The sequence below is a fragment of the Holdemania massiliensis AP2 genome, assembly GCF_000327285.1.
Classification (GTDB): domain Bacteria; phylum Bacillota_I; class Bacilli_A; order Erysipelotrichales; family Erysipelotrichaceae; genus Holdemania; species Holdemania massiliensis.
The window spans coordinates 1,475,347-1,497,273 of the sequence record NZ_HE998567.1 but is presented as its reverse complement, the minus strand read 5'-3'; the positions used below and the strand labels follow the sequence as shown (position 1 = coordinate 1,497,273).

The 21,927-nt window shown below is 41.8% G+C and carries 24 protein-coding genes and 1 tRNA gene; 23 read left to right on the top strand and 2 right to left on the bottom strand.

Annotation, left to right across the window (positions count from 1 at the left end):
* The first annotated feature begins 154 nt into the window (after positions 1–154).
* From BN162_RS07040 to BN162_RS07030, 3 genes are all read left to right on the top strand, one after another.
* A complete protein-coding gene (locus BN162_RS07040) occupies positions 155–586 on the top strand; it encodes a hypothetical protein (RefSeq protein WP_020224371.1) in 432 nt (143 codons plus the stop codon).
* A 32-nt stretch (positions 587–618) separates the two neighbouring features.
* Positions 619–1,734, top strand: coding sequence for an alanine racemase (gene alr, locus BN162_RS07035; protein WP_020224370.1), 1,116 nt, complete (start codon positions 619–621; stop codon positions 1,732–1,734).
* A gap of 226 nt (positions 1,735–1,960) precedes the next feature.
* Positions 1,961–2,464 (top strand): hypothetical protein, encoded by a 504-nt coding sequence (locus BN162_RS07030; protein ID WP_020224369.1) that lies wholly within the window; start codon positions 1,961–1,963, stop codon positions 2,462–2,464.
* Positions 2,465–2,509: 45 nt separating this feature from the next.
* On the opposite strand, the gene yfcE is transcribed toward BN162_RS07030, so the two are convergent.
* Complete coding sequence (gene yfcE / locus BN162_RS07025; RefSeq protein ID WP_020224368.1) at positions 2,510–3,052, bottom strand: phosphodiesterase; 543 nt, start codon at positions 3,050–3,052, stop codon at positions 2,510–2,512.
* Positions 3,053–3,189: 137 nt separating this feature from the next.
* Between yfcE and BN162_RS07020 the strand changes: the two genes are divergently transcribed.
* Together BN162_RS07020 and BN162_RS07015 are read left to right on the top strand one after the other, a co-directional pair.
* Positions 3,190–3,879, top strand: a complete 690-nt coding sequence (locus BN162_RS07020; RefSeq protein ID WP_020224367.1) for a GntR family transcriptional regulator — start codon at positions 3,190–3,192, stop codon at positions 3,877–3,879.
* A 141-nt stretch (positions 3,880–4,020) separates the two neighbouring features.
* A complete protein-coding gene (locus BN162_RS07015) occupies positions 4,021–4,509 on the top strand; it encodes a metal-dependent transcriptional regulator (RefSeq protein ID WP_081587839.1) in 489 nt (162 codons plus the stop codon).
* A gap of 251 nt (positions 4,510–4,760) precedes the next feature.
* Here BN162_RS07015 and BN162_RS07010 read toward each other — a convergent pair whose 3' ends face one another.
* Positions 4,761–5,612 (bottom strand): delta-lactam-biosynthetic de-N-acetylase, encoded by an 852-nt coding sequence (locus tag BN162_RS07010; RefSeq protein ID WP_020224365.1) that lies wholly within the window; start codon positions 5,610–5,612, stop codon positions 4,761–4,763.
* A 271-nt stretch (positions 5,613–5,883) separates the two neighbouring features.
* Here BN162_RS07010 and BN162_RS07005 point away from each other — a divergent pair, with 271 nt between their 5' ends.
* From BN162_RS07005 to BN162_RS19240, 18 genes are all read left to right on the top strand, one after another.
* On the top strand, positions 5,884–6,525 hold the full coding sequence (locus BN162_RS07005) for an ECF transporter S component (protein ID WP_020224364.1): 642 nt from the start codon (positions 5,884–5,886) through the stop codon (positions 6,523–6,525).
* Between the two features lie 75 nt (positions 6,526–6,600).
* Positions 6,601–7,803, top strand: coding sequence for a bifunctional phosphopantothenoylcysteine decarboxylase/phosphopantothenate--cysteine ligase CoaBC (coaBC, locus tag BN162_RS07000; RefSeq protein WP_244264186.1), 1,203 nt, complete (start codon positions 6,601–6,603; stop codon positions 7,801–7,803).
* A 3-nt stretch (positions 7,804–7,806) separates the two neighbouring features.
* Positions 7,807–8,589 (top strand): type III pantothenate kinase, encoded by a 783-nt coding sequence (locus BN162_RS06995; RefSeq protein WP_020224362.1) that lies wholly within the window; start codon positions 7,807–7,809, stop codon positions 8,587–8,589.
* Positions 8,586–9,149: a Maf family protein gene (locus tag BN162_RS06990; protein WP_020224361.1), complete on the top strand. Its 564-nt coding sequence runs from the start codon at positions 8,586–8,588 to the stop codon at positions 9,147–9,149. Before BN162_RS06995 ends, BN162_RS06990 begins: the two co-directional genes overlap by 4 nt.
* Before the next feature lie 50 nt (positions 9,150–9,199).
* A tRNA-Thr gene (locus BN162_RS06985) sits at positions 9,200–9,273 on the top strand.
* Between the two features lie 449 nt (positions 9,274–9,722).
* Entirely contained in the window at positions 9,723–10,037 is a 315-nt protein-coding gene (locus BN162_RS06980) for a YdcP family protein (protein ID WP_000420680.1), read from the top strand.
* 18 nt (positions 10,038–10,055) lie between these two features.
* The gene (locus BN162_RS06975) at positions 10,056–10,439 is read left to right on the top strand and encodes a YdcP family protein (RefSeq protein ID WP_001234287.1); all 384 of its coding nucleotides are present in this window, start codon (positions 10,056–10,058) and stop codon (positions 10,437–10,439) included.
* 39 nt (positions 10,440–10,478) lie between these two features.
* Complete coding sequence (locus BN162_RS06970; protein ID WP_015646594.1) at positions 10,479–11,873, top strand: FtsK/SpoIIIE domain-containing protein; 1,395 nt, start codon at positions 10,479–10,481, stop codon at positions 11,871–11,873.
* 5 nt (positions 11,874–11,878) lie between these two features.
* Positions 11,879–12,316, top strand: a complete 438-nt coding sequence (locus tag BN162_RS06965; protein WP_015646595.1) for a hypothetical protein — start codon at positions 11,879–11,881, stop codon at positions 12,314–12,316.
* Positions 12,317–12,492: 176 nt separating this feature from the next.
* Positions 12,493–13,698 (top strand): MobT family relaxase, encoded by a 1,206-nt coding sequence (gene mobT / locus BN162_RS06960; RefSeq protein ID WP_015646596.1) that lies wholly within the window; start codon positions 12,493–12,495, stop codon positions 13,696–13,698.
* 42 nt (positions 13,699–13,740) lie between these two features.
* Positions 13,741–13,962: a hypothetical protein gene (locus tag BN162_RS06955; protein WP_001009056.1), complete on the top strand. Its 222-nt coding sequence runs from the start codon at positions 13,741–13,743 to the stop codon at positions 13,960–13,962.
* 118 nt (positions 13,963–14,080) lie between these two features.
* On the top strand, positions 14,081–14,578 hold the full coding sequence (locus BN162_RS06950) for an antirestriction protein ArdA (protein ID WP_002345010.1): 498 nt from the start codon (positions 14,081–14,083) through the stop codon (positions 14,576–14,578).
* 86 nt (positions 14,579–14,664) lie between these two features.
* Positions 14,665–15,057 carry a conjugal transfer protein gene (locus tag BN162_RS06945; protein WP_002345009.1) on the top strand — a complete coding sequence of 131 codons (393 nt, stop codon included), beginning with the start codon at positions 14,665–14,667 and terminating at the stop codon, positions 15,055–15,057.
* The gene (tcpF, locus tag BN162_RS06940; protein WP_000331148.1) at positions 15,041–17,488 is read left to right on the top strand and encodes a conjugal transfer ATPase TcpF; all 2,448 of its coding nucleotides are present in this window, start codon (positions 15,041–15,043) and stop codon (positions 17,486–17,488) included. The genes BN162_RS06945 and tcpF overlap by 17 nt, the downstream gene beginning before the upstream one ends.
* Positions 17,489–17,490: 2 nt before the next feature.
* Positions 17,491–19,674 carry a CD3337/EF1877 family mobilome membrane protein gene (locus BN162_RS06935; RefSeq protein WP_002345008.1) on the top strand — a complete coding sequence of 728 codons (2,184 nt, stop codon included), beginning with the start codon at positions 17,491–17,493 and terminating at the stop codon, positions 19,672–19,674.
* Positions 19,671–20,672 carry a bifunctional lytic transglycosylase/C40 family peptidase gene (locus tag BN162_RS06930; protein ID WP_020224359.1) on the top strand — a complete coding sequence of 334 codons (1,002 nt, stop codon included), beginning with the start codon at positions 19,671–19,673 and terminating at the stop codon, positions 20,670–20,672. The genes BN162_RS06935 and BN162_RS06930 overlap by 4 nt, the downstream gene beginning before the upstream one ends.
* A 14-nt stretch (positions 20,673–20,686) precedes the next feature.
* A complete protein-coding gene (locus tag BN162_RS06925) occupies positions 20,687–21,601 on the top strand; it encodes a conjugal transfer protein (protein WP_002345006.1) in 915 nt (304 codons plus the stop codon).
* A gap of 274 nt (positions 21,602–21,875) precedes the next feature.
* The coding region (locus BN162_RS19240; RefSeq protein ID WP_114365327.1) for a hypothetical protein at positions 21,876–21,927 on the top strand (52 nt) is incomplete at its 3' end.

The window sequence follows — 21,927 nt, the reverse complement described above, 5'->3', positions numbered from 1 at the left end:
GTAAAGAAAACGGTTTCTAAATTCTGTGTTTCTTGACTTTTTACGGGCAGATAGTGAATATTGATGTTAATGATTTGTAAGATTCTGTCTGCGGATCGGCCGTTCTCTTTTAATATCGATTGTGCTATACTGGGAGTATTCAGGAGGCGGACGTATGCTTAAAATTTACAATAAACAAGCCCTTACCCGCAATGAGCGGTTTATTCGGGCGGTTGGATATGGAGTAGGGGCAACGATTGGATTGACGATTCTGTATGGCTTGATTTCGCAGTTTTTAATGTTTGAATTTTCGGTGGTCTATCTGGCATTTGGCTATGCAATCGGAACCGTAATTCGTAAATATGGACGTGGGGTACAGGTGCGGTTTTCCGTATTAGCAGCAGTGCTGGCTGTGTTTTGCTTCTTATTTGGCGATATGATCGCCTATTTTGGTTTCGGTGTATTCACGATGGGATTTCAATTTTTCATGATGGCCTTTAGAATTACGCTGCAAAGTTTGATCGGAACAAGCATCAATGGTTTGTTATCGCTGATGTTCCGGATTGGCGGGATTTATCTGGCATATACGACTTCTCGCTTTGTATAAGCGATGAAAGTCAAGTAGAAAGAAGGAAGGTCATGTTTTATCGGGAAAGCTGGGTTCAGGTTGACCTGGATCAGATCAAAGAAAATGTGCAGTGGCTTCGGTCACAGACAAATCGGCAATTTATTGCCGTGATCAAAGCTAACGGCTATGGTGCAGGGGATGCTTCCGTGGCGCGGGCTGCATTGGCTGGCGGGGCTACCATGTTGGCCGTTTCGAGTTTGGACGAGGCCTTGTCTTTGCGGTATCAGGAAATCACCGCACCGATTTTGATTTTGGGGGTCGTGGATCCGGCTCAGGCAGAATTGCTGCTGCAGTATGATTTAACTGTACCGGCGGTGTCGCTGGAGTGGGTTAAAGAATTGATTCAGGTTCCGATAAAAGGACTGAAAGTGCATTTAAAAGTGGATACCGGCATGCACCGGATTGGTACGGAGAAGGTAGCGGAGCTGCAGGCAATGTTGTCCTTGTTAAAAGCCAACGGTGCTGACGTAGAAGGGATATTTACCCATTTTGCGTGTTCGGATAATCCGGATAATCAAATGACCGAGGATCAGGCAGCACGATTTGAGGCAGTTGTTGACGCGCTGAAGACGCCTTTTCGCTGGGTGCATAGCTGCAACTCCGATGCAGCAGTGCATTATCCTAAAGCTCCAGGTAATGCGGTCCGCTGCGGACTGGCCATGTTTGGCGTGACTTCTTATTTAACTGAACTCAAGCCGTGTATCAACTTATACAGCCGCTTGATCTATGTAAAACAATTAAAGGCTGGACAGTCGATTGGATATGGAGCAACCTATACAACGCAGGGGGAAGAATGGATCGGAACACTGCCGATAGGTTATGCCGATGGCTGGATTCGCCGGCATCAGGGACGCAGTTGTTGGATTGAAGGAGAAACCGGGGAATTTGTAGGACGGATTTGTATGGATCAGGCGATGATCCGGCTTCCGCATGCTTTTCCTGTAGGGACAAAGGTTGAGCTGATCGGCCCACATATTCCGCTGGAACAGGTGGCACAGGAATTAGGTACGATTCCCTATGAGGTTTTGACTTTATTGAGCGACCGTTTAGCAAAAGTTTATATCGAAAATGGCCGAATCCGAGAAGTCGCAAATCCGCGGCTGGATCGGTTGATGCAGGAAAAATAAAAAAGTGAACCTTCCGAAAGCAGTTTGAATGCGGAAGGTTTTTTTCTGTTTGAGTTCAATTCTGCAGCAGGTTTGTAATGAAGCGCACTTATTATCATGACGCCCAAAATGGTGCCTAAGTGATAGTAATGAAACAATTTGGGACTCGCCTGGGAGATAAAAAAATGAAATCAGCGGGACATTTGTAAAAAAAGCGCAATAGTAATAGTGAGGAGGAATTGAGCTCATGATTATGAACGTAAAAATTACATGCTTCCCGACATTGGTCCAACGCCGCCAACTTTGTGCATTAAGTCATAGTGCCGCGCAGCTTCGCGAAGAATTATTTGCTGTGATGATCCATCATCCGCAGCAGATTGAAGATGCGCCGCTGCCGGATATTTATCAGTCGCTGCCCACAGCAATGCTTCAGCAAGTATGGAAACAGGCGCAGCGAATGCGTTCGGGATCCGATAAGGATCAGGATCGTATTCGGCGCACATTGCCCAGTTGTCAATGGAAAAGGAGTGAGATGGAGATTCGTGAAAACCAGCTGATTTTGAACTCGATAAATCAGCCGATTTACTATATTGCTCCCGTTGCCCAACGGCATTTGATGAATCAGGGGGCAATTTTAAAAATGACCTTAAAGGAAACTGAGAATCAATGGACGGCAGTTCTTTGTCTGCTGATCGATGAGAATAAAAAAGGATTTCCCAAGCCGAAGGAGACTAGGAAAATCCAGGATTAATCAGGAATTATTCAGAGAGTTAAAATCAAAGGTTTATTTTATGCTTCAAAAAGCAAGGGACTGATAGACTTCGTGATCTTCGGTCATAATGGTAAATTCATTTTCATCCAGCAAGCCGTAGGTATGCGGACTGTTCTGCTTAGGCAGTGTGATCGAACCGGGATTAAGCAGCGTAATTCCGTTTTCCTGACGGATCACAGGAATATGGATATGACCATATAAATAGATATCACCGGGGAAGCTGTACGGCGGCGGATCAAGCGGAAATAGATGACCATGCGTTGCTGTAATCCGCCGTCCGCCTAAAAAAATTGTTGCACAGTCGCGCAGAATATCAAAATTCAGGAGCATCTGATCAACTTCAGCGTCGCAGTTGCCGCGAACCGCTGTGATTCTATCAGCCAGAGGATTCAGCATCGCAACCACTTCCTGGGGATTATAATCAGGCGGCAGCGGATTGCGAGGACCATGATAGAGAATATCCCCCAGCAGCAGGATGTGATCGGGTTTATGCAAAGCATAGGCTTCAAGTGCTTTTTTCATGTATGCGGCAGAACCGTGAATGTCAGAAATGACTAAAAACTTCATAATTTATCCTCCTTATCGCAAGCATTATATCATGATCAGAAGAAACTGTGAGAACTTCTCTGGAAGAAGGGGGTAAAAAATGAAACTTGAATCCGCTGCGTACACCTTGTATACTAACTGTATGAGGGGGATGTGGGATGGATAAATTGGAAATTTATAATCAGTTGAAGGAAGAGATCATCGACCTCAAAATTGAACCGGGGGCTTTGATCAGTGAGAATGAAATCTCTCGCCGTTTTCAGGTGTCCAGGACACCTGTACGGGACGTGTTTCTGCGACTGTGTAATGATGGTCTGCTGGAAGTTTTGCCGCAGCGGGGAACCAAGGTGTCCTTGATTGATATGGAACTGGTCATGGCGACGATCAATATGCGGACTATCGTAGAGATTCAAATCCTTAAAGATGGGATTGAGCGTAGATCTTCGGCTCAGCTTCAGCAGTTGAAGCATGATTTGGAAGATCAGCGTCAAGCCATTGCCGAACAGCGAACACCGGATGAATTTTATGCTTTAGACAGCGAATTTCATGAGCATATTTTCGCAATTGCAGGACAACGGGCGATGTGGCAGATCATCAATCAGATGAAAGTCCATTATTCACGGTTTAGAATGCTGGATGTAAAAGCGAACTTCTCAATGAATGAGCTGCTTCAGGAGCATGAAAAAATTGTGGAAATTGTGGAAAAAGGTCAGCGCGAACGCTGCAGTGATGTCATGCGTTATCATTTGGAAGGGGGGGTCCGGCGTCTGCATGATCGAATTCAGGGAGAATTCAGCAGCTACTTTAAATTGCCAGAGGATCAAACAGAATTGAATGAGATTGAATAAAGAGAAAGTGAAAGGTCGGGAATCTGTGGAATCCTGGCTTTTTTTTATAGGGCAGAGTGATCTCTTTCAGATTTCAGCATCCGCCCGCACAAGGCTTTTCACAGCGAATAGAATGGAATAGGACAGGATTGTCTGAAAGGGATGAAGAAAATGAAAAGCAATGGTTTTCGGCCTTTCCGTGAATCCATACGTAATGAAGCGGATCAGCTGACAGCGGCCATGGAAGATTATTTGGAAATGTTATACAGGATGCAGCAAAAGAATCAAAGTCTTCGTGTTTCCGTCCTTGCTGATGCTCTGCAGGTTGGCCGCAGTTCAGTCAGTAAGATGCTGCGGAAACTGGCTGCGGAAGGTTTTTTAATTGTGGAAAACTATGGGGATGTGCAGTTGACAGAAAAGGGAAAAACACAAGGGAAAGCGCTGCTGGAGCGGCATCAGCGAGTGGCCCGTTTTCTGCAGCTGGCAGGGATTGAAGGAGATCGGCTGTTAGAAGAAACGGAGAAGCTGGAACATATGAGTTCACCGGAAACGCTGCGATGTCTGGATTTGCTTGTTGAGTATTTTGATCAGGATGCAGCGGCGGAGGCACGTTTGGAACAGCTGCGCTCGGAAGTACAAAATAAGGAGTAACGGATATCGCAAGGAATATCAATTTGTTATCATCAGACCGGGATTTATCCGCCAAAAAGAAAAACAAATTCCTTATCCGCTGCTTGGAATAAATAAGCAAGGGAAACGAAATTTGTTTTTATACGGAAGAATCAGACTCAAGGGGGTTAGATCCTTAATCAGCGGTTGTTTTTTATCCCCAATTGGAATGTTCAATTTTCAGGTAACGGTATTCCAATTAACTTGTATTTTAATTTCAGTTTTTGGCTTCACTATTTTAAATCATAGCGGGAAACTTCATAGTTTAAGTTTCGCAGTCCTTCAATTAAATCTGATAAAATCTGGGTATTGGTATCCGATACGGAGTGCAGAAGATAAATTGCACCAGGATGTGCGTTGTCCAGATTTTTCTTTAAAGCTGAGGTCGGATCAGGCTGATCGGCAACATTGTAATCATAGTAAGCATACGACCACAGCACTGTTTGATATCCTAAGAGATTGCTGAGGGCCAGTGACTGTTCGTTGAATTCTCCCTTTGGCGGGCGGACTAATGTCATCTTGTACTGGAATTGATCTAATAATAAGGCATCTAACTGCATGATTTCATCATAAACCTTTTCAATGCTGATCGTTGGAAAAGAATGATGATGATAGCTGTGATTGCCGATGATATGTCCCTCATCAATCATTCGCCGAATCAAATCAGGATTTTCCAGGACATATTGGGATGTGACAAAGAAGACGGCACTGACGTTCTTCTCTTTCAGTGTGTCTAGAATTTTTGGCGTATTGCCATTTTCATAACCATTGTCAAAGGTTAAATAAACTTTGTGATCAGGACGTCCGACGAACACGGTATCATAAGCTTTATACCTTTCGTTGGCAAGCACTGCATCCTGAGGCTGGCCATTTTCATCTTTGTCTTTGCCAAGTCCCCATGCCTGCATCCTTGAATCTAATGTACTGAATTGTGAGAAGTCGATATCTGTTTGAGGAATATCGATTTCCGGAATGTCGTCAGTGATGGAACCCACCTTTGCCGTGAGATCGTTGTCTTCCGGCCGATTTTGACATCCACTTAGCAGAAGCAGACTGATTAATAATACATAAGGTATTTTCTTCATTCATTCACCTTCATTTCTTGTATCGTTAGTATGGCTGAGGTTTAACAAACTTAGGCTTGTCTATTTTTGGTAGTCTTTTGTCAGAGTTGGACAGGGAACTATTGAATTAAAGGAGATCCTGAGTATAATAAAAATGAATTCTCAAAGTTTGGTTTTCATGCGTTTAAAGGAGATCCGAAGTGACTTCTATCAAACATCGTGAGGCTGAAAGAGATTCTCGTATTTCAGTACGTTGCATCCGAAATGGAGCGACAGGAGGAAAACAAAAAATATGAAATCGAAACAGAAGACAAAAAACATGGTGCTGCTGGCTTTATTCGGCTGCATCGAAATTGTGTTGATGCTGACGCCGCTGGGGTATATCCCGATCGGTCCAGTGCGCGCAACCACCCTGCATATCCCTGTTATTCTGGCAGGGGTTTTGATGGGGCCTGGAGCAGGGAGTGTAGTGGGATTGATCTTTGGGATCAGCAGTGTTATCGTGAATACCTTGACTCCTACCATTACTTCTTTTGTTTTTTCACCCTTTTATTCAGTCGGTGAATTCCATGGAGGTCTGGCGAGTCTGGTCATTGCTTTAGGTCCCCGGATCTTATTAGGCTGGCTGTCCGGCGTGATGTTTAACTTGATGATGAAGGCAACGAAGAAAGTGAACGCCAGTTTGTTGTTTTCAGCATTGATCAGCACCTTTTTGCATACGACGCTGGTGATGCTGGGAATCTATTTCTTCTTCGGTTCTGCCTATGCTGCAGTTAAAGGCGTAGCGCTGTCCGGGTTGGCGGCTTTGTTATTGGGCGTTGTTATGACAAATGGTATAATGGAAATGGTGATCGGAGCGCTGATTGTTCTGGCCGTCGGACGAGCGCTGATGCCTCTGACTAAAGGGTATAGGAAAGCTTCTTCGGCAAATTAACGATTGGATTAAGAAGATGCTTTAGAGTCAGACATGATTCTTAAAATGGCCGACATTGTCGGCAGGGAGGATATTGTGAAAAAAACAGTTGTATTAGGTGTTACTGGTGGAATTGCTGCTTATAAAGCGGCACAGCTGACGAGTGACTTAAAAAAGAAAGATTTGGACGTCCATGTGATCATGACCCGAAATGCGACTGAATTTGTCAGCCCATTGACCTTTGAGACACTGAGCGGTCATCGTGTCAGTGTGGATACCTTTGATCGGAATTTTGAATATCATGTTCAGCATGTATCGCTGGCAAAGCAGGCGGATGTTTTTGTGGTTGCCCCGGCGACTGCCAATGTGATCGCCAAGTTCGCTCATGGACTGGCTGACGATATGCTGACTACAACTTTTTTAGCCTGCAGCTGTCCTAAGATTATTTGTCCGGCTATGAATACCGGAATGCTTGAAAATCCGGCGACTCAGGAGAACCTGCGTCTGTTAAAAACCAGAGGCATGCGGGTTGTGGAGGCGGACAGCGGTTTGCTGGCATGCGGCGATGTAGGCAAAGGCCGCCTTGCTCCTTTAGCGGCGATTGAAGATGAAATTGAACAGGCTTTGTTTACAGAAAAGCCGTTATCCGGGTTGAAGGTGTTAGTGAGTGCAGGTCCTACTCAGGAAGCTTTGGATCCAGTTCGCTATTTAACCAATCATTCCAGTGGGAAAATGGGTTATGCTCTTGCAAAAGCAGCGCGAAACTGGGGGGCTAAGGTAACGTTAGTTCATGGGCCGACCACTTTACCGCCTGTGCGTAATGTTGCAGACATGCCGGTGACTTCCGCTCAATCCATGGCGGAAACCCTCTTAATGTATGTTGAAGATTCAGATTTGATTATTAAAGCAGCGGCGGTTGCTGATTATACACCGATCGAAATGGCCGCGCAGAAAATAAAAAAGTCAGAAGGGGAATTTCAGCTGACTCTAAAACGGACACAGGATATTCTAAAAACAATTGGAGAAAGAAAACGTGAGGATCAGGTAGTCTGTGGCTTTGCCATGGAAACGGAGCAGCTTTTGGAGCATGCGCGTGCAAAGTTGGAGTCGAAGCATGCGGATATGATTGTGGCTAATGATTTAAGGGAACATGGGGCAGGATTTGGAATTGATACGAATCGGGTTACCGTACTTACAGCGCAAGGAGAGGAAGCATTGCCGATCATGCGCAAGGAAGAACTGGCTTATGCACTGTTAGAGCGCTGTTTGACAATCCTAAAAGAAAAAAGGGAGAAATAAATTATGTTGATGACCTTGGATGTGGGGAACACGAATATCACGGTAGGCGTGTTCGATCACGATGATTTGAAAGCGACGTTTCGCTTAACGACCAAAACACCACGAACTTCGGATGAGTTGGGCATGGTTTTGTGGACAATGTTGTCGACACGTCTGATCGACAGTTCTTTGATTCATGACGTAGTGATTTCCAGCGTTGTTCCCAAGATTATGCATTCTCTGGAGAGTGCGGTTATCAAATATTTTCATTGTACGCCGCTGATTATCGGACCGGGCGTGAAAACGGGAATCTCTGTAAATTCTGAAAATCCAAAAGAGGTAGGGGCTGATCGAATTGTAAATGTGGCAGCAGCTTATCATCTGTATCATGAGGCGTGTCTTGTGATTGACTTTGGTACAGCGACAACTTACGATTACATATCCAGTAAAGGTGTGTTTGAATATACGGTGATTTCACCGGGGATTGAAATTGCGGCTCAGGCATTATGGTCGATGACGGCAAAGCTGCCGGAAATTGAGATTAATAAACCAGAACGTGTGCTGGCTAAAAATACGGTTACGGGGATGCAGTCAGGATTGGTCTATGGATACATCGGGCAGGTGGAATATCTTGTTCGAAAGATTAAAGCTGAGCTGAATCAGCCGCAGCTAAAGGTAATCGCAACTGGAGGTTTGGGGCGAATTCTTGTCAAAGAAACGGATTGTATTGATGAATATGACCCGGATCTAGCATTCAAAGGGATGAAGATTATTTATGATAAGAATCAGAAAGGAAGCCGGGAATGAAAAAGAAACTAATTCTTGCCAGCCAATCACCGCGGCGGCGTGAGCTTTTAGAGCGGTGTCATATTCCGTTTGACATTGAGATTGCTGACATTGATGAAACGTTAAATCGGAATTTGCCATTGGAAGCTGCGATGGAGGAATTAGCTTGGCGAAAAGCTCAAACGGTGCTAAATCGACATCCGGAAGCAGTCATAATCGGTGCGGATACCATCGTTGTTTTAGAGCGGCAGGTTTTAGGTAAACCTAGAAATTCAGAAGAAGCGAAAATGATGCTCGCTCAGTTATCCGGTAAAACGCATCAGGTAATGACCGGGGTTTGCTTGTTGTCATCAACTCAAAGAATCTCTTTCTGTGATATTAGCGATGTGGAGTTTTATTCTTTAGAGGCCGAGGAGATTGAAGCTTATGTAAAAACGGGTGAACCGCTGGATAAGGCAGGAGCGTATGGCATTCAGGGCGAAGGCTTCTTTTTGGCAAGAAGAATTAATGGTGATTTTTATTCAATTATGGGATTTCCCGTTGCTCGCATAATTCGGGCATTGAAAAAATTTGGATTCTGAAAAAAGATAGTTGCATTTTTTATAAGTACCTGATATTATATTAAATGCCTGCCGATATAGTTCAATGGTAAAACGGAGCAATGGTAATGCTCAGTTCCCAGTTCAATTCTGGGTATCGGCACCAGTTGACGATGAAGCCCTTAGTTAAGGGCTTTTTTGTTGCCTTTGTTTTCAAATCGCACCTAAATCATACCACTTTTTGATTTTTTGTGATATTAGTCTATTTTTATAACAAAAATAGTATGAAAATCTAGTTATCCGTATAAACACTGGACTTATCACACTTTATCAAGGTCGAAACCAATCAATTTACTACTAATTTACTACTTATGAATGAGCTTTGATACGACGATTTACCCTTGAAAAGTGAAGAAACAAAGATACTTCCAATAAAAATTGAATAGGCAAAAGGTGGACACTTCAAAAATGAGGTGTCTATTTTTTTACCCGATTTGAAAGGACGTGATACTACGAAAATAGAAAAACAAGAGAATAAAGGTCGCTCCCCACCGTGAAAGACCATCAAACAAACGAGATTCATTCAACCATAAAAAAGAAAGGATAGGTAAAAATATGGAACTTAAATTTGTGATTCCCAAGATGGAAAAAACATTCGGCAATTTAGAATTTGCTGGCGAGGATAAAGTCGTACAGCGAAGAATCAACGGACATCTAACCGTCTTATCTCGAAGCTATAATCTCTATTCAGACGTTCAAAGAGCAGATGATATTGTGGTCGTACTTCCTGCTGAAGCTGGCGAAAAACATTTCGGCTTTGAGGAACGTGTTAAGTTAGTCAATCCACGTATTACCGCCGAGGGCTATAAAATCGGCACTCGTGGTTTTACAAATTACCTTTTACATGCTGACGACATGGTAAAAGAATAAAGAAAGAGAGGAAAAATGATGAGATTAGCAAATGGTATCGTATTAGATAAAGACACGACTTTTGGAGAATTAAAATTCTCTGCTCTACGTCGTGAAGTGAGAATCCAAAATGAAGACGGTACGGTTTCAGAGGAAATCAAAGAACGTACCTATGACTTAAAATCCAAAGGGCAAGGACGCATGATTCAAGTAAGTATTCCTGCCAGCGTGCCTTTGAAAGAGTTTGAATATAACGCACGGGTGGAACTTATCAATCCCATTGCGGATACTGTCGCTACTGCTACCTTTCAAGGAGCAGATGTTGACTGGTACATCAAGGCAGACGATATTGTGCTGACAAAGGATTCTAATTCCTTTAGAAATCAACAGCCACCTAAGAAAGAACCTGCTACGGACAAATAGCCACGTATCTTCCATTAGAGAGAAAGGAGAAAATCAAACATGAAACAGCGTGTCTTTCGTGGTAAAAGGATTCGTCCGAGTGACAAAGATTTAGTCTTTCATTTTACAGTAGCGTCCTTACTGCCTATTTTACTGCTTGTTGTCGGACTGTTTCATGTGAAGACAATCCAGCAGGTCAACTGGCAGGACTTTAACCTATCACAAGCAGATAAGATTGACATTCCGTATTTAAGTATCAGTTTCAGTGTCGCAATTCTTGTCTGCTTGCTGGTGGCGTTTCTATTCAAACGGTATCGCTATGATACGATTAAACAACTCTACCACCGTCAAAAGCTGGCGAAGATGGTTCTTGAAAATAAGTGGTATGAATCAGAACAGGTCAAAACAGATGGCTTCTTCAAGGATTCCCCCAGTCGTACCAAAGAAAAGATAACCTACTTCCCTAAAATCTATTATCGCCTTAAAAATGGCTTAATACAGATACAAGTGGAAATCACTCTGGGGAAATATCAAGACCAGCTCCTACACTTGGAAAAGAAATTAGAAAGTGGCTTGTACTGTGAGCTGACGGATAAAGAGTTAAAGGATTCCTACGTGGAATATACCTTGCTCTATGATATGATAGCCCGTCGTATTTCTATTGATGAAGTACAAGCTCATGATGGGAAACTTTGCTTAATGAAAAATATGTGGTGGGAATATGACAATCTGCCTCACATGCTCATAGCTGGTGGTACAGGTGGCGGTAAGACCTACTTTATCCTGACACTGATTGAAGCCTTGCTTCATACAGATTCTAAGCTGTATATCTTAGACCCGAAAAATGCAGACTTAGCCGATTTAGGCTCTGTGATGGCAAATGTCCACTACAGAAAAGAAGACTTGCTTTCCTGCATTGATACATTCTATGAAGAAATGATAAAACGCAGTGAGGAAATGAAGCAGATGGAAAATTATAAGACTGGCGAAAATTATGCTTACTTAGGACTTCCAGCACACTTCTTAATCTTTGATGAATATGTCGCTTTCATGGAAATGCTGGGAACAAAAGAAAACACCGCAGTTATAAATAAGTTGAAACAGATTGTCATGTTAGGTCGTCAAGCTGGCTTCTTTCTAATACTGGCTTGTCAGCGTCCAGACGCAAAATATCTAGGCGACGGAATCCGTGACCAGTTTAATTTCAGAGTGGCTTTAGGTCGTATGTCTGAAATGGGCTATGGCATGATGTTTGGCAGTGACGTACAAAAGGATTTCTTCTTAAAGCGAATCAAAGGTCGTGGCTATGTTGATGTAGGAACAAGTGTCATATCAGAGTTTTATACTCCCCTTGTACCAAAAGGACATGACTTTTTAGAGGAAATTAAAAAGTTATCCAACAGCAGACAGGACACAAAAAAGCCATCATCAGAACAACAAGAAATGGAGAAATAAAAGTAATGGATATTAAAAGATTGGAGATATATCATACACCGACTGAAAAATCTGTCATTTGTCTTTGCTTGAATACAGACCAATTCACGGTAGATTGTGAACAATACATCATTGACCGATACAGGCATTTTACCGTCAATCCAAAAGTACGATTCTATTCCAGAATAGATAAGCTGATTGATGAAATTATCCGTGAAGTGAAGAAACCACCGTTCACATTCAGAATGAGGTTAGAGAAGCGACATAGTATTACCAGCAAAAATATTCTATATGAATTTCAGCTTTTTGATAGAAATTCATTCAAAACGGACGGTCTATCAGAAGTGATTGAACAGGAATATTTAAGACCAGAAGTTGATTTGGTAGTGATTTACACTGGCATACAGGGAGAATCAAAGGCAGATACAGACGACAAAGGCAGGTTTTACGGTCTTAAACCGTAAGTTCTGGCTTTGTCGGGCAGGGCTTGCCCTGCCCATTAACCCCCCGTATCTAACAGGGGGGTACAAATCGACAGGAAACAGTCAAAAAAACATTAGAAAATCCTTTGGTTACAAGGGATTTACAAAATTTCAGCGTATGTAAAATGGGCTTTAAAAGTTGACATACGCCTTTTTGATTGGAGGGATTTTTACTGAATGAACAAACTTGGTTACAGCAGTTAAAAGAAAAACGCTTGGCTTATGGACTATCTCAAAATCGTTTAGCGGTTGCGACTGGTATTACAAGGCAGTATCTAAGCGATATTGAAACAGGAAAAGTCAAGCCATCAGAGGATTTACAGCAATCTCTTTTTGAAGCTCTGGAACGCTTCAATCCCGACGCTCCCCTTGAAATGCTCTTTGATTATGTAAGGATTCGCTTTCCCACAACGGACGTACAGCATGTGGTCGAAAACATCTTACAACTGAAACTGTCCTATTTTCTTCATGAGGACTATGGTTTCTATTCTTATTCAGAGCATTATGCTTTAGGCGATATATTCGTTCTCTGCTCCCACGAACTGGACAAAGGAGTTCTGGTGGAATTGAAAGGTCGTGGGTGTCGGCAATTTGAAAGCTATCTTCTGGCTCAACAAAGAAGCTGGTATGAGTTCTTTATGGACGCTTTGGTGGCTGGCGGTGTGATGAAACGCCTTGACCTTGCCATTAACGATAAGACAGGGATTTTGAATATCCCTGTACTCACTGAAAAATGCAGACAGGAAGAATGTATATCCGTCTTCCGCAGTTTCAAAAGCTATCGCAGTGGCGAACTGGTACGCAAAGATGAAAAGGAATGTATGGGAAATACCCTCTATATCGGTTCATTACAGAGTGAAGTTTATTTCTGTATCTATGAAAAGGACTATGAACAGTACAAGAAAAATGATATTCCCATTGAAGACGCAGAAGTAAAAAACCGTTTTGAGATTCGGCTGAAAAATGAGCGTGCCTATTATGCAGTCCGTGATTTACTCGTCTATGACAATCCAGAAAAGACTGCTTTTAAAATTATCAATCGGTATATCCGTTTTGTAGATAAAGACGATTCCAAACCTCGTTCTGATTGGAAGCTGAATGAAGAATGGGCTTGGTTTATTGGGAACAACCGTGAACGATTAAAACTAACCACAAAACCAGAGCCTTACTCTTTCCAGCGGACGCTGAACTGGCTTTCCCATCAAGTCGCACCCACTTTAAAGGTTGCGATTAAACTTGATGAAATCAACCAGACGCAGGTTGTGAAAGACATTCTCGACCATGCGAAACTGACAGACCGGCATGAGCAGATTTTGAAGCAACAGTCGGCAAAAGATAAGGACGTGATAACGACAAAGAAATAACCTAAACACAAATTCATTGAATATAGAGAGGAGAACATTTTTATGAATTTTGGACAAAACCTTTATAACTGGTTTCTATCAAACGCTCAATCACTGGTACTTTTAGCAATCGTTGTGATTGGCTTGTATCTTGGCTTCAAGCGTGAGTTCAGTAAACTCATTGGCTTTCTCATTATTGCGATTATTGCGGTAGGCTTAGTCTTCAACGCTGCTGGAGTAAAAGACATTTTACTAGAGCTATTCAATCGCATTATTGGTGCTTAAATTAAACCGTTATTTTGTGGAATATAAGTGGTTTTCTTATGTTCCGCAAAAGAATGGTACACCAAACGAAGTGCGGTAGGGATTTTTGAATCTCTATAAAGAAAGGACGTGTGAATACATGGACGATATGCAAGTCTACATTGCCAATTTAGGCAAATACAATGAGGGCGAATTAGTTGGTGCATGGTTTACCTTTCCCATTGATTTTGAGGAAGTCAAAGAGAAAATCGGCTTGAATGATGAATATGAGGAATACGCCATTCATGATTACGAGTTACCCTTTACGGTTGACGAATACACTTCTATTAGCGAACTCAATCGCCTATGGGAAATGGTATCGGAGTTGCCAGAAGAACTACAATCGGAGCTATCTGCTCTGCTCACTCATTTTTCAAGTATTGAAGAATTAAGCGAACATCAAGAAGATATTATCATTCATTCCGATTGTGATGATATGTCTGACGTGGCACGCTACTACATTGAAGAAACGGGTGCTTTAGGCGAAGTGCCAGCCAGTCTTCAAAACTATATTGATTATGAATCCTATGGTCGGGATTTAGACCTTTCGGGAACGTTTATCTCAACCAATCACGGGATTTTTGAAATCGTCTATTAAATCTGTCGGTACATTCTTACTGGCAGATTTTCTTGTTTACGGGGTAGTCAAAAGACTATCCCCATTTTTATGAAAGGATTGATTACATGAAGAAAATACGAAGCTATACCAGTATCTGGTCTGTTGAGAAAGTGTTGTACTCCATCAATGACTTTAGACTTCCGTTTCCCATAACCTTTACGCAAATGACATGGTTTGTCGTGTCACTCTTTGCAGTTATGATACTTGGCAACTTGCCCCCTCTTTCTATGATAGAGGGAGCATTTCTCAAATACTTTGGGATTCCTGTGGCTTTCACATGGTTTATGTCTACAAAAACCTTTGATGGTAAAAAGCCTTATGGATTTTTGAAGTCTGTCATTGCTTATGCACTGCGACGAAAGCTGACCTATGCAGGAAAAAAAGTAACGCTTGGCAGAAACCAGCCACAAGAAGCCATTACAGCAGTTAGGAGTGAATTTTATGGCATATCCAATTAAATATATTGAAAACAATCTGGTCTGGAATAAAGATGGGGAATGTTACGCTTACTATGAGCTTGTTCCCTACAATTACTCATTTCTAAGTCCGGAACAGAAAATACAAGTACATGATTCTTTCAGACAGCTTATCGCACAAAATCGTGATGGCAAGATTCATGCTTTACAAATCAGTACAGAATCCAGCATACTTTCTGCACAAGAACGTTCCAAAAATGAAGTCACTGGAAAGCTCAAAACGGTTGCCTATGACAAAATCGACCAACAGACAGACGCTTTAATATCCATGATTGGCGAAAATCAAGTGGACTACCGTTTCTTTATCGGTTTTAAGTTGCTTCTCAACGATCAGGAGTTTTCTATGAAAAGTCTTACCGTTGAAGCAAAAAATGCTTTTACTGATTTTGTCTATGATGTGAACCATAAGCTGATGGGCGATTTTGTTAGTATGAGTAATGATGAAATCCTGCGTTTTCAGAAGATGGAAAAGCTTTTAGAAAATAAAATCTCCCGTCGTTTCAAAATCCGAAGATTAGATAAGGATGACTTCGGCTATCTGATTGAACACCTTTACGGACAGACAGGCACTGCCTATGAAGAGTATGAGTATCCTCTATCAAAGAAAAAGCTGGAACATGAAACACTGATTAAAACCTATGACCTCATTAAGCCTACTCGCTGTCTGGTGGAAGAAAAACAGCGATATTTGAAAATCCAGCAGGAAGACGAAACCGCCTATGTAGCTTACTTTACCATCAACAGTATTGTCGGCGAACTGGACTTCCCGTCCTCTGAAATCTTCTACTACCAGCAACAGCAATTTACCTTTCCGATTGATACGTCAATGAATGTGGAAATTGTAGCGAATCGTAAAGCCCTATCTACTGTCCGCAATAAAAAGAAAGAACTGAAAGACTTGGATAACCACGCATGGCAAAGTGATAATGAAACCAGCTCTAATGTGGCGGAAGCTCTGGAAAGTGTGAACGAGCTGGAAACCAATTTAGACCAAAGCAAGGAATCTATGTATAAGCTGTCCTATGTTGTAAGGGTATCAGCAAATGACCTTGACGAACTTAAACGTCGTTGTAATGAAGTGAAAGATTTCTATGATGATTTGAGCGTGAAACTGGTACGACCTTTTGGGGATATGCTGGGCTTACATGAAGAATTTTTACCTGCCAGCAAAAGATATATGAATGACTATATTCAATACGTGACCTCTGATTTCCTCGCTGGTTTAGGTTTTGGTGCTACTCAAATGCTGGGTGAAAATGAGGGGATTTATGTTGGCTACAGCTTAGATACTGGACGCAATGTCTATCTGAAACCTGCTCTTGCCAGTCAAGGGGTTAAGGGTTCAGTAACCAATGCGTTAGCGTCTGCCTTTGTCGGTTCGCTGGGTGGTGGTAAATCCTTTGCGAATAACCTTATCGTCTATTATGCAGTGCTTTATGGGGCACAAGCAGTGATTGTAGACCCAAAAGCAGAACGTGGCAGATGGAAAGAAACCTTGCCAGAGATTTCCCATGAAATCAATATCGTCAATCTGACTTCTGATGAGAAAAACAAAGGCTTACTTGACCCTTATGTAATTATGAAAAATACCAAAGATTCTGAATCACTGGCTATTGATATTTTGACATTCCTTACGGGGATTTCCTCTCGTGATGGGGAACGCTTCCCAATCCTTAGAAAAGCCATTCGTGCAGTAACCAATAGTGAAGTGCGAGGGTTGATGAAAGTGATTGAAGAATTACGGGTTGAGAATACGCCACTAAGTACCAGCATAGCCGACCATATCGAAAGTTTTACAGACTATGACTTTGCCCATCTGCTTTTTAGTGATGGTTATGTAGAGCAGTCTATCAGCCTTGAAAAACAACTGAACATTATACAGGTTGCCGACTTGGTACTTCCTGACAAGGAAACTTCCTTTGAGGAATATACCACAATGGAGTTACTATCGGTAGCAATGCTGATTGTCATTAGTACCTTTGCGTTGGACTTTATCCATACAGACCGAAGTATTTTCAAGATTGTAGACTTAGACGAAGCATGGAGCTTCTTACAGGTGGCACAAGGGAAAACACTATCTATGAAGCTGGTTCGTGCTGGTCGTGCTATGAACGCTGGGGTATATTTCGTGACCCAAAATACAGATGACCTCTTAGATGAAAAACTGAAAAATAACCTCGGCTTAAAATTTGCCTTTCGTTCCACTGACCTTAACGAGATTAAAAAAACCCTTGCCTTTTTTGGTGTAGACCCAGAGGACGAAAACAATCAGAAGCGATTGCGTGATTTGGAAAACGGGCAATGCCTTATCAGTGATTTATATGGTCGTGTCGGTGTGATACAGTTCCACCCTGTATTTGAAGAACTGCTCCATGCCTTTGATACCAGACCACCTGTGCGAAAAGAGGTGTAAATGTGAAACCATCAATATTAAACAGAATAAAATCAAACTGGACGCTGAAACGTCTAGGTAAAGTGGCAATGACAGTGGCTTTCACACTTGTGATTGCCATTTTTCTTTTAGCCATGCTGGGAACGGTGGTTCAAGCTGCGGGCTTGGTAGATGATACGGTCAATGTGGCAAATGAATACAGCCGATACCCACTTGAAAACTATCAACTGGATTTTTATGTGGATAATAGCTGGGGCTGGCTACCGTGGAACTGGTCGGACGGAATTGGAAAACAAGTCATGTATGGACTATATGCCATTACCAATTTTATTTGGACAATCAGTCTTTATGTTTCCAATGCGACGGGTTACTTAGTACAGGAAGCCTATTCCTTAGACTTCATTTCCGCTACAGCAGATTCCATTGGCAAGAATATGCAGACCCTTGCAGGGGTTACGCCTAGTGGACTATCAACAGAGGGTTTCTATGTTGGATTCCTTTTACTCTTGATTTTGGTTCTTGGGGTTTATGTTGCCTATACAGGACTGATAAAGAGAGAAACCACAAAGGCAATTCATGCCCTCATGAATTTTGTGCTGGTTTTTATCCTATCGGCTTCCTTTATTGCCTATGCTCCCGATTATATTAAGAAAATCAATGACTTTTCATCAGACATCAGCAACGCTAGTTTGTCACTGGGTACAAAAATTGTCATGCCCCATTCAGATAGTCAAGGCAAGGACAGTGTGGACTTGATACGTGACAGCCTATTTTCCATACAGGTTCAGCAACCGTGGCTACTGCTTCAATATAACAGTTCAGACATTGAAAGTATTGGTATTGACCGTGTGGAAAGCCTGCTCTCAACCAGTCCAGATTCCAACAATGGGGAAGACAGAGAAAAAATTGTTGCGGAAGAAATTGAAGATAGAAGCAATACCAATATGACGATTACAAAGACGATTAACCGTTTAGGTACAGTCTTCTTCCTATTTGTCTTCAATATTGGGATTTCCATATTTGTATTCCTATTAACAGGAATCATGATTTTCTCGCAGGTACTTTTTATCATCTATGCTATGTTTCTGCCTGTGAGCTTTATTTTAAGCATGATTCCATCATTTGATGGTATGTCAAAACGAGCCATAACAAAGCTCTTTAATACCATTTTGACACGAGCTGGAATCACATTGATTATTACGACAGCATTTAGTATTTCAACCATGCTCTATACCTTATCGGCTGGTTATCCGTTCTTTTTGATTGCTTTTCTACAGATTGTGACCTTTGCAGGAATCTACTTTAAGCTGGGCGATTTAATGAGTATGTTTTCTCTACAGAGTAACGATTCTCAAAGTGTGGGAAGTCGTATGATGAGAAAACCTCGTATGCTTATGCACGCTCACATGCACCGTCTACAGCGGAAACTTGGACGCTCCGTGACTGCTTTAGGGGCTGGGTCTGCCATTGCCAGTGCTACGGGTAAAAAAGGACAGTCGGGTTCGGGAAGTTCTGCGAGTACACAAGCAGATCACTCTCGACCAAACGGGCAGGAAAAATCAACACTAGGAAAGCGTATCGGTCAAACCATCGGTACAGTAGCTGATACCAAAGACAGAATGGTAGATACTGCTGGTAATTTGAAAGAACAGGTTAAGGATTTGCCGACCAATGCAAGATATGCAGTATATCAAGGAAAATCTAAAGTGACGGATAATGTCCATGATTTAACCAGAAGTATTTCTCAAACCAAAGCGGATAAAGCCAGTGGACGCAAGAAACAGCAGGAACAAAGACGGAAAACCATTGCGGAGCGTCGCTCTGAAATGGAACAGGTCAAACAGAAAAAACAGCCAGCTTCTTCCGTTCATGAAAGACCAGCCACTAAGCAAGAACAATCTCATGATGGACAGACTTCAAGGCAAACAACTGTACAGGCTTCCTATAGGGAATCTCAACAAGCCAAACAAGAGCGTCCAACAGTTAAGTCCGATTCTTCAAGTTTAAAAACGGAACGTCAAAGTAATACAGTTCAAGAAAGAACGGTTCAAAAGCCAGTAACTTCAACTGCACCAACAGATAGAGCTTCACAACGTTCAATCACAAAAGAACGTCAGTCTACTGTTCAAAGAGTACCACTACAAAATACAAAAAGTAGACCACCAATCAAAACCGCCACCATTAAGAAAGGCAGTAAGAAACCATGAAGCTGAAAACTTTAGTGATTGGTGGTTCGGGATTATTCTTGATGGTCTTCTCACTGCTTCTGTTTGTCGCCATTTTATTTTCAGATGAACAAGATGGCGGTTTTTCCAACATTCACTATGGCGGTGTGGATGTTTCCGCAGAAGTGCTGGCTCATAAGCCTATGGTAGAAAAAGTTGCCAAAGAATATGGAATTGAAGAATACGTCAATATACTTCTTGCGATTATACAGGTGGAATCGGGTGGTACAGCAGAAGATGTTATGCAGTCCTCGGAATCCCTCGGTCTTCCACCTAATTCATTGAGTACAGAAGAATCCATTAAGCAAGGTGTGAAGTATTTCAGTGAGTTATTAGCCAGTAGCGAAAGGCTTGGTGTAGATTTAGAATCGGTTATCCAGTCCTACAATTATGGTGGTGGTTTCTTAGGATATGTGGCTAATCGTGGGAATAAATATACCTTTGAACTGGCTCAAAGTTTCTCAAAAGAGTATTCGGGTGACGAAAAAGTGTCTTACCCCAATCCCATAGCCATACCTATCAATGGGGGCTGGCGATACAATTACGGGAATATGTTTTATGTGCAACTGGTAACGCAGTATCTTGTCACAACAGAGTTTAATGATGATACAGTACAAGCCATCATGGACGAAGCTCTGAAATTTGAAGGCTGGAAGTATGTCTATGGCGGAGCTTCCCCGACTACCTCTTTTGATTGTAGCGGACTGACACAATGGACGTATGGAAAAGCTGGAATCAACTTACCACGAACAGCACAACAGCAATATGATGTAACCCGGCATATCCCATTATTGGAAGCAAAAGCCGGCGATTTGGTTTTCTTTCATTCTACCTATAACGCTGGCTCTTATATTACTCATATCGGGATTTATTTAGGCGATAACCGTATGTTTCATGCAGGCGACCCTATCGGTTATGCCGACTTAACAAGCTCTTACTGGCAACAGCATTTAGTGGGAGCAGGACGAATCAAACAATAAGAAAGGACGATTCAATGATGAAATTCGGAAAAAATCAGAATACAGAAAAACAGACACCAAAGGAAAAGAAACCTCGTGTCTATAAGGTCAATCCTCGTAAAAAGGTTGTGATTGTCCTATGGGTACTTTTAGGACTTAGTTTCAGCTTTGCGATATTCAAGCACTTTACAGCCATTGATACCCATACCATTCATGAAACCACCATCATAGAAAAGGAATATGTCGATACTCATCATGTGGAAAATTTTGTAGAGAACTTTGCGAAAGTCTACTATTCATGGGAACTAAACGACAAGTCCATTGATAATCGCATAGAAAACCTGAAAGCATATCTGACAGAGGAACTTCAAGCTCTGAATGTCGATACAGTTCGTAAAGATATTCCTGTATCGTCTTCTGTAAAAGGATTTCAGATATGGACGGTAGAAGCAGATGGCGACAATCAATTTGATGTAACCTACAGTGTAGACCAACTCATTACAGAGGGGGAAAATACAAAGACCGTCCACTCTGCTTATATAGTGAGTGTCTATGTAGACAGTACTGGAAATATGGTCCTCATTAAGAATCCGACCATTACTAGCATACCAAAGAAATCAGACTATAAACCAAAAGCTATTGAAAGTGAGGGTACGGTTGATTCCATTACAACCAATGAAATCAATGAGTTTTTAACGACGTTCTTCAAGCTCTATCCTACAGCGACAGCCAGTGAACTTTCCTACTATGTGAATGACGGGATATTAAAACCAATCGGAAAAGAGTACATCTTTCAAGAACTGGTAAATCCTATTTACAATCGTAAGGATAATCAAGTCACGGTATCGCTGACAGTGGAGTATATCGACCAGCAGACCAAAGCAACGCAGGTATCTCAATTTGATTTGGTACTTGAAAAGAACGGGAGTAATTGGAAGATTATAGAATAACAAATATTGGTACATTATTACAGCTATTTTGTAATCACGTACTCTCTTTGATAAAAAATTGGAGATTCCTTTACAAATATGCTCTTACGTGCTATTATTTAAGTATCTATTTAAAAGGAGTTAATAAATATGCGGCAAGGTATTCTTAAATAAACTGTCAATTTGATAGTGGGAACAAATAATTGGATGTCCTTTTTTAGGAGGGCTTAGTTTTTTGTACCCAGTTTAAGAATACCTTTATCATGTGATTCTAAAGTATCCGGAGAATATCTGTATGCTTTGTATGCCTATGGTTATGCATAAAAATCCCAGTGATAAGAGTATTT

Coding starts and splice junctions, on each gene's coding strand:
- BN162_RS07030 (WP_020224369.1), top strand. CDS start 1,961: ATGATTATGAACGTAAAAATTACATGCTTCCCGACATTGGTCCAACGC.
- BN162_RS07020 (WP_020224367.1), top strand. CDS start 3,190: ATGGATAAATTGGAAATTTATAATCAGTTGAAGGAAGAGATCATCGAC.
- BN162_RS06930 (WP_020224359.1), top strand. CDS start 19,671: ATGAAGCTGAAAACTTTAGTGATTGGTGGTTCGGGATTATTCTTGATG.
- BN162_RS06925 (WP_002345006.1), top strand. CDS start 20,687: ATGATGAAATTCGGAAAAAATCAGAATACAGAAAAACAGACACCAAAG.
- alr (WP_020224370.1), top strand. CDS start 619: ATGTTTTATCGGGAAAGCTGGGTTCAGGTTGACCTGGATCAGATCAAA.
- BN162_RS06965 (WP_015646595.1), top strand. CDS start 11,879: ATGGATATTAAAAGATTGGAGATATATCATACACCGACTGAAAAATCT.
- BN162_RS06970 (WP_015646594.1), top strand. CDS start 10,479: ATGAAACAGCGTGTCTTTCGTGGTAAAAGGATTCGTCCGAGTGACAAA.
- BN162_RS07005 (WP_020224364.1), top strand. CDS start 5,884: ATGAAATCGAAACAGAAGACAAAAAACATGGTGCTGCTGGCTTTATTC.
- BN162_RS06955 (WP_001009056.1), top strand. CDS start 13,741: ATGAATTTTGGACAAAACCTTTATAACTGGTTTCTATCAAACGCTCAA.
- yfcE (WP_020224368.1), bottom strand. CDS start 3,052: ATGAAGTTTTTAGTCATTTCTGACATTCACGGTTCTGCCGCATACATG.
- tcpF (WP_000331148.1), top strand. CDS start 15,041: ATGGCATATCCAATTAAATATATTGAAAACAATCTGGTCTGGAATAAA.
- BN162_RS06980 (WP_000420680.1), top strand. CDS start 9,723: ATGGAACTTAAATTTGTGATTCCCAAGATGGAAAAAACATTCGGCAAT.
- BN162_RS07010 (WP_020224365.1), bottom strand. CDS start 5,612: ATGAAGAAAATACCTTATGTATTATTAATCAGTCTGCTTCTGCTAAGT.
- BN162_RS06975 (WP_001234287.1), top strand. CDS start 10,056: ATGAGATTAGCAAATGGTATCGTATTAGATAAAGACACGACTTTTGGA.
- BN162_RS06990 (WP_020224361.1), top strand. CDS start 8,586: ATGAAAAAGAAACTAATTCTTGCCAGCCAATCACCGCGGCGGCGTGAG.
- BN162_RS07040 (WP_020224371.1), top strand. CDS start 155: ATGCTTAAAATTTACAATAAACAAGCCCTTACCCGCAATGAGCGGTTT.
- BN162_RS07015 (WP_081587839.1), top strand. CDS start 4,021: ATGAAGAAAATGAAAAGCAATGGTTTTCGGCCTTTCCGTGAATCCATA.
- BN162_RS06995 (WP_020224362.1), top strand. CDS start 7,807: ATGTTGATGACCTTGGATGTGGGGAACACGAATATCACGGTAGGCGTG.
- BN162_RS06945 (WP_002345009.1), top strand. CDS start 14,665: ATGAAGAAAATACGAAGCTATACCAGTATCTGGTCTGTTGAGAAAGTG.
- BN162_RS06950 (WP_002345010.1), top strand. CDS start 14,081: ATGGACGATATGCAAGTCTACATTGCCAATTTAGGCAAATACAATGAG.